The organism is Pseudoalteromonas sp. TP27, assembly GCF_056470645.1.
The window spans coordinates 1-6,022 of sequence record NZ_JARDAK010000045.1; the positions used below are offsets into that span (position 1 = coordinate 1).

The 6,022-nt window shown below is 36.8% G+C and carries 8 protein-coding genes and 1 pseudogene; 4 read left to right on the forward strand and 5 right to left on the reverse strand.

Translation table 11 applies throughout. From position 1 onward, the window contains the following. Positions 1-240: 240 nt before the first annotated feature. From PX700_RS21375 to PX700_RS21385, 3 genes are read left to right on the forward strand one after another with little or no spacing between them, the layout of a single operon-like run. Positions 241-540, forward strand: a complete 300-nt coding sequence (locus PX700_RS21375; protein WP_446701374.1) for a type II toxin-antitoxin system RelE/ParE family toxin — start codon at positions 241-243, stop codon at positions 538-540. A gap of 1 nt (position 541) precedes the next feature. Beyond that, positions 542-820, forward strand: coding sequence for an addiction module antidote protein (locus PX700_RS21380; protein WP_446701373.1), 279 nt, complete (start codon positions 542-544; stop codon positions 818-820). Positions 821-854: 34 nt separating this feature from the next. Continuing rightward, positions 855-1,055 (forward strand): hypothetical protein, encoded by a 201-nt coding sequence (locus PX700_RS21385; RefSeq protein ID WP_446701283.1) that lies wholly within the window; start codon positions 855-857, stop codon positions 1,053-1,055. 16 nt (positions 1,056-1,071) lie between these two features. Here PX700_RS21385 and PX700_RS21390 read toward each other — a convergent pair whose 3' ends face one another. The 5 genes and pseudogenes from PX700_RS21390 to PX700_RS21410 form a co-directional block, all read right to left on the reverse strand. Continuing rightward, on the reverse strand, positions 1,072-1,665 hold the full coding sequence (locus PX700_RS21390) for a DUF2913 family protein (RefSeq protein ID WP_479521886.1): 594 nt from the start codon (positions 1,663-1,665) through the stop codon (positions 1,072-1,074). A 24-nt stretch (positions 1,666-1,689) separates the two neighbouring features. Beyond that, on the reverse strand, positions 1,690-2,094 hold the full coding sequence (locus PX700_RS21395) for a hypothetical protein (protein ID WP_479521887.1): 405 nt from the start codon (positions 2,092-2,094) through the stop codon (positions 1,690-1,692). Beyond that, positions 2,087-2,218: pseudogene (locus PX700_RS21400) on the reverse strand (DinI-like family protein); the annotation flags it as partial. The pseudogene PX700_RS21400 and the gene PX700_RS21395, both read right to left, overlap by 8 nt. Positions 2,219-3,234: 1,016 nt before the next feature. Further along, positions 3,235-4,062, reverse strand: a complete 828-nt coding sequence (locus tag PX700_RS21405; RefSeq protein WP_446701403.1) for a hypothetical protein — start codon at positions 4,060-4,062, stop codon at positions 3,235-3,237. A gap of 445 nt (positions 4,063-4,507) precedes the next feature. Continuing rightward, positions 4,508-5,239: an XRE family transcriptional regulator gene (locus tag PX700_RS21410; RefSeq protein ID WP_479521888.1), complete on the reverse strand. Its 732-nt coding sequence runs from the start codon at positions 5,237-5,239 to the stop codon at positions 4,508-4,510. 94 nt (positions 5,240-5,333) lie between these two features. On the opposite strand from PX700_RS21410, the gene PX700_RS21415 reads away from it, so the two are divergent. Further along, positions 5,334-5,462, forward strand: a complete 129-nt coding sequence (locus PX700_RS21415) for a TraY domain-containing protein (RefSeq protein ID WP_479521889.1) — start codon at positions 5,334-5,336, stop codon at positions 5,460-5,462. Positions 5,463-6,022: the final 560 nt, after the last annotated feature.

Sequence of the window (6,022 nt, forward strand, 5' to 3'; positions counted from 1 at the left end):
ATTTATTCATAAATCACCATACAATAGATAAGTATTAATACGTGTTAATACTTATCTATATGTATTAACACCTTCCAATACATATTAATATACAGTGAATTAACCTCACAGGCAATGAATAAGTATTAATTATTTTTACTATTTATTAATACGTATTAATAAATAGTAACTAAACAACGAAACCTCTGTTATATCTAACTTTTCCGTGACACCTTGTATCCCATGGGATACAATTAACTTATGAAATATTCTATTGAAAAAACCCAACTTTTTGATAAGTGGCTATCCAAACTAAAGGATAGAACAGCAAAAAATGCAATCTTTATGCGGATAATGAGAGCTGAAAATGGCAATTTTGGAGATATAAAAAACGTCGGTACACCTGTACAAGAAATGCGTATATTTGTCAGCAAAGGTTATCGGATCTATTTCACCATTCGTGGCAACAAAATCATTATCTTGTTAAATGGTGGGCATAAAGGCACACAACAGCAAGATATTGAAAAAGCACATAAATTACTAATGGAAATGGAGAGTTAATATGCCCATTAAAACAACACCATTCAACCCTTTTGATTACTTGGAAACCCAAGATGAAATCAATATTTTTTTGCGTGAATGCTTAGAGGATAATGACCCTAACGTTTTTGTTTCTGCGTTAGGTCACTTAGTTAAAAAACATGGTGTGACTGACGTAGCAAAAGTAACAGGGTTAAGCCGTGAGAGCTTATATAAAACGTTCAACGGAAATACTCAACCCAAGTGGAGCACTATATTTAAAGTAACCAATGCGATAGGGCTTCACTTAGCGGTCGCTTAAACATACACAATACCTGCTTAATTAAGAGAGCATCATGTCTGTTTTTAAAATTAATTACTTAAATAACGAAAAGGCGTTACTGCGCAGCGAAACGATTTTAATGAAAGGACTTCCAGCCGCAAAACGTTCATCATCATCGATGGCTCCAATGGGAACGGTGAAGATTGAAATTTACGATATAGCCGAAAACTTACTCACATCAAAAGAATTGGGGAAGTGGACAGTTGCAGAATAAAAGCCTTATCAAGCTTTTATTTTTCAGGGGTCGGGATTTTATGCAGCAATACGGTCGCACATCGATTATCAATTGACGTCGATAAATGCTCTGCAATAAACATCCCTCCATGCCCATTAATAATATCCACCAATCGGCTAGGCTCATCCATAATGATAGATATGGGTAGCGGTCTAGATAAGATATTTTCATCACTAAAGCACGTATCAATTAACTCACTGTCGGTATAAATAATGCCAGGCTCTCGTTCAATCTCTGGATTGTCGAGCGTCGATTCAAAGCCATGCGCTTCATAAAGATACGTCAGTAAGATAAACAGATGGTCTGCATCCGTAAATTTCTCGCCATATTGACAATTCACTTTGTGTAACTCCCCTAATTTTTTCTCGATATTTTTACCTTGACGCGCCTGAGTAATTAACACCTTAATGTCTTTCTTAATGATGGCGTTACCTTGTAACGCCATTTGTTTCTTTAGAAACTTAATCAGTAGCTCGCTGCGTTTCTTCATAGGCACAAAGCGCGATGACATTTCCATGTAGCTGTACAGATGAAGCAGAGCAAGAGTGGTTAAATTAGTAAAGGCTTGATGGTATTTAAGTTTGCTCATGGTGCTCACTAAAAAAAGAGTAGGCTATTGTAGAGAAGGTAATCCTAATGCCAATCGCCATAAAGCATCCATTTTATCAGGAAAGGGAAGCGGTTGACCATTTTGATGTATTTTTACGGAATACGTCCCAAATCCATTATCATACAAGCCTTTCTTTTCTGTTGCTGGCAGTGATTTCGGGAGGGGCGTCGTCATTTTTGCTATCACCTCACTCATATTGACTCTCGCATATGTTACCAATTCATGCAGCGACCATCCTTTTTTCATTCGAGCAATCAAAAGCGACAAAGGGACTTTGTATTCCAAACTGATTTTTTTCAGGCCGCGAACGCCTTTATAGACGTAGTCATCCCATCCTTTATTTTGTTCATAATAAACAGGTGTATTGGAATACATACTGTTAAATTCACGACGACAACGCTCACACATAAAGCCATTCCTCAGCATCATTAAACATTTCTTCAATCAACTTGTTGGCCGCTTCTTTGTCATTTTTAGGGGCATAGATTTCTAAATGATTACTTGTCCCTTTACGCAATCGAATACGTGCATCAGGGTAACGTTGTCATACACGACGCTCCATTTCTTGTTGAATAAGCGCGGTTCCATTTCTTGGTAACAAAGCTGAATTTAAAATCATTTCAATACGCATAATAACCTCACAATTAACTGTATATATAACCAGTACATTTTTATACAGTATTCAAAGAAAGTAAATCATTATTTACTCTCTTTTTACACTTTAAAATTTGTATAAATAACAATAAGTTAATGCACTTATCATTGTTTTTTGTTCCATTGCTGCTCAAACTCCAATAATAACTTTAACGTACAATAATTTTCGATATCCAAACTGACCCCTATTTCATTTTAAAATGCGTTTTAACTTGTTAAAACCGTTTTTAAATACAAAGCGATGCAAAAAAAGAGACCTACAAGGGTTATGATTCGATGATGGAGTAGGTTAGTAGGCCAGAGTCACCAATGACCACAAGATTGCTTGTAAGCGCATAGGATAAGAAATAACACCTAATTAAAAGTAACCTCAGCCCTTTTCCTGAAAGAATGCTCTTAAGTGTGTTGGTTTGTCAGAGTGCGCTATCGTTTCCTGTCGTATGACAAAAGAAATGTTCAGCGCAGCCAGTAGGGTGATGATCTATTCATGTGTGATGGAATTGAACTGGCTGGGGGCCTGTTAATTTTCTTCTGAAATCTTTTTTGTGTTTGGGGAGTAAATTGAAAATTAATGGGAGGTACTTAATGCTCTGCTCTTTGTTTCTCTTAAATATTTATTTAATTATTTATATAAATACAAAGTACTAATACGTTAGTACTCATAAGCGCAGCCGTGTATTCATTGCCATTATTGTGCTTTTTTTTAAGGATAATTTATTGCACTACCTTTAGTGTGGATAACAAAATTAATCCACAGCCACACGAAAGTAAGCCAAAAACAACGATAATTATGGTAGTTAATCCGTTAAACAGGTCAGAATAGGAGGAAAAAGTTAGGCTCTATGAATTTTAGACGTGAGTATGCCTCCGCTTTCGCGGATACGTTAATAGTAGTTAATGAGGAGCTGGGTGGGGCAGATAAGCATCAAAGACTCTTGTCACACTATCCGCTACATTATTGAGCTTATCCGCGTTAAATACTTCTTGTACGCCATTGGCAAGGGTTCGGAACGATACCCAAGAGAAGCGTAAGCCTTTTTGCTCTTGACGCTTACGAGACGCAATAATGAGTTGGCAAATATTGCTGTAACGAACCACTTTCAAGTCACTAAAGAAACGCTCAGAGAACTGTTTATACGCAGGGGCACTGCGTATAGTGCCTTCTTTCAGATCGACACAGACGTTGACACGCTCACTGTGAAGATAACCAGCGCGTTTCAAGTATGAGATCGCTTTAGCGAACGATTTAGGAGAAATAAAACGACCAAAGCGCAACGCATAATCTTCTTGTAAGTGATCATAACTGATCGTTTTTAGTCCAGCTTCCGTTGGTAAACCAATGCGTCCACCAATGAGATCAGTATTTACAATGATACACGCAAGTACGTTCGCAACGAGTCGGCGGCATTGAATATTATTAACGCCTTCACCTCCCCACGCATTTAATGCAGGGAAACGGTTCGGGTTAGCTATAAATTCTTCACACGATTTTAAAATACGAGCGTATTCAGGTGGCAAGGTTTCCCATTTGCCACTGCGCAGCAAACGACGAGAGCGAAAATCGAACTTAAAAGGGGTCTTAGGCTTCTTTTTGTTTTCATCAGCAACAACAGAACGATGAAGTTCAATCAGCTCATGCTTACGATGTTTACGTTTAGCACGATACTCAGCATCATATTGTTTTTTGATTTGAATTTTAGAGAGAAGATCAGAAATGCTCATAAGACACATCCTCATCATAACGTCTGATAGCATAAGCTAAGGCATTACGGTGATAGGAATTGCGTCTTTGTATATAGGGCTGCCAGAGGCAACATTGAAATAGGTTCATCTTTAGATTCTCAACTGTTTATAGGTTGTTTGGCTGGTAACCAAACATTGCTAGTTAATCTATAGGAAAAGATCACAAAGATCAACCGATTGTTATTTCGACGAATTTTAGATACAAAAAAGGCTGACCCAGTTGAGATAGTCAGCCTTTTTTGCGAATGCTATATGGTTAAGGTACCACCCTCAACACATTCTGAATTCTTAAAAAATACACTACATAGAAAACTATGTAGTAACGTGCTATGTAATGCACTTTGACTTTAAGAACTTATGCCTACTATATAATTAAACTTAATGAAAATAAACATAAAACATCAATGCAGTACAAAAATCCTAATTAGCAATACATTTGGATTTGACCAATAACACGACCAATAACATTTATGGTTTGAAACTCTATGCCGATATCTTCTGATTGATACTTTTCGTTATAACTTTTTAATCGCAAACCTTTTGGGATTCTTTCTAACTCTTTCATTCTTACCATCCCTTCATGAACAAAAACATAAACATTCCCATCGACCACATTACATAAAGACCTATCAATGAAAATAACACTGCCATCAACAAAGATAGGTTCCATTGAATCCCCGTTTACATTTAAAGCAATTGTCGATTGAGGATTAGAAATAAAACAAGCATGAATACAAAGATCGTCATAGGATTCATCAAAAGCTTCTAGACCATCTCCTGCGGCAGCTTCTACATTTTTATAATAAGGTATATTTACCATTTTTTGTCTATATTTTATGTCTTTTTTGGGATCAGTAAGAGAATCTAAAGTAACCATAAAATAGTCTGCTAGTTTTATTGAACTTTTTGCTTTTGGTTTAGATATATCTAATTCCCATTTAGAAACAGCACCAGCAGAAACCTCTACTATCTTAGCGAGAGCATCTTTCGTTAGATCATTTTCTTGTCGTAAGTATTCTATTTTTGAACCTATCGTTTTCATGCCATTTATCTTCACCTTTTGCCATTGGTATATTTTCACACAAACAATCAAGACAAATGTCTCTCTATGCAGTACGTATGTCTTGCTTTCTATTACTGTTTGATTTACCATCATTCACATGATCATCCATACAGTCCTTTTTACAGGCTGAAACCTTAAAGGTTATTGAATGAGCAAAAAGAAAGACACCGTGGGGATCCATTTCCAAATGGACAAAATCACGAGTGACACACTCGAAAGAGAAGCAGAAAAAAATGGGCGTACTAAACGACAAGAAGCCGCTATTCGACTTCGTGATCACGTTGCCCGTTACAGCTCCACTTACGTTAAAAAATAATTTTTTACCGTAATAAATCCTTTTAAAGGATGCTCTTTAACAATTAGTGCCAAGGCAGATCATCTACCAGACTATTTACGTGTGATACGTCAAGACTCTATTTTTGATGATCGAGGACAAATGCCCGTAATAATTTGTCAGTGTCCAAAAGGACATATCACCCCCTAATTTTGGCTGGGTAATCAATAGATCCAATTGATTGTAATGTGAGTGGATTTTCTTTTTTAAAAAGGAAGTAATGTGAAAGCATTTAAAAAAACTAGAGTGGATAGAGCGATCCAGTTAGCTGAGCCGCCCACTTATCGCGCTCTGCATTGGTATTGTGATACCAACGGCAACGTAATTAAGAAATTTACACCAGTAAAACCTTACCAAACCTTAATCAAAAAGGGCATGTTATGAACATGACACACACAGAAATACGCGAAGCGGTTTCCGTTATTACACTCATGCGTGAAGGTCATAAACCGCGCACTGAGCGAATTGATAGGCTCGCAAAACAACGCATTGATGACAAATGGTATCAATGGCAATTACGAAAAATTGATGAGGACGAGTTG

Coding starts and splice junctions, on each gene's coding strand:
- PX700_RS21375 (WP_446701374.1), top strand. CDS start 241: ATGAAATATTCTATTGAAAAAACCCAACTTTTTGATAAGTGGCTATCC.
- PX700_RS21380 (WP_446701373.1), top strand. CDS start 542: ATGCCCATTAAAACAACACCATTCAACCCTTTTGATTACTTGGAAACC.
- PX700_RS21385 (WP_446701283.1), top strand. CDS start 855: ATGTCTGTTTTTAAAATTAATTACTTAAATAACGAAAAGGCGTTACTG.
- PX700_RS21390 (WP_479521886.1), bottom strand. CDS start 1,665: ATGAGCAAACTTAAATACCATCAAGCCTTTACTAATTTAACCACTCTT.
- PX700_RS21395 (WP_479521887.1), bottom strand. CDS start 2,094: ATGTGTGAGCGTTGTCGTCGTGAATTTAACAGTATGTATTCCAATACA.
- PX700_RS21405 (WP_446701403.1), bottom strand. CDS start 4,062: ATGAGCATTTCTGATCTTCTCTCTAAAATTCAAATCAAAAAACAATAT.
- PX700_RS21410 (WP_479521888.1), bottom strand. CDS start 5,239: ATGATGGTAAATCAAACAGTAATAGAAAGCAAGACATACGTACTGCAT.
- PX700_RS21415 (WP_479521889.1), top strand. CDS start 5,334: ATGGACAAAATCACGAGTGACACACTCGAAAGAGAAGCAGAAAAAAAT.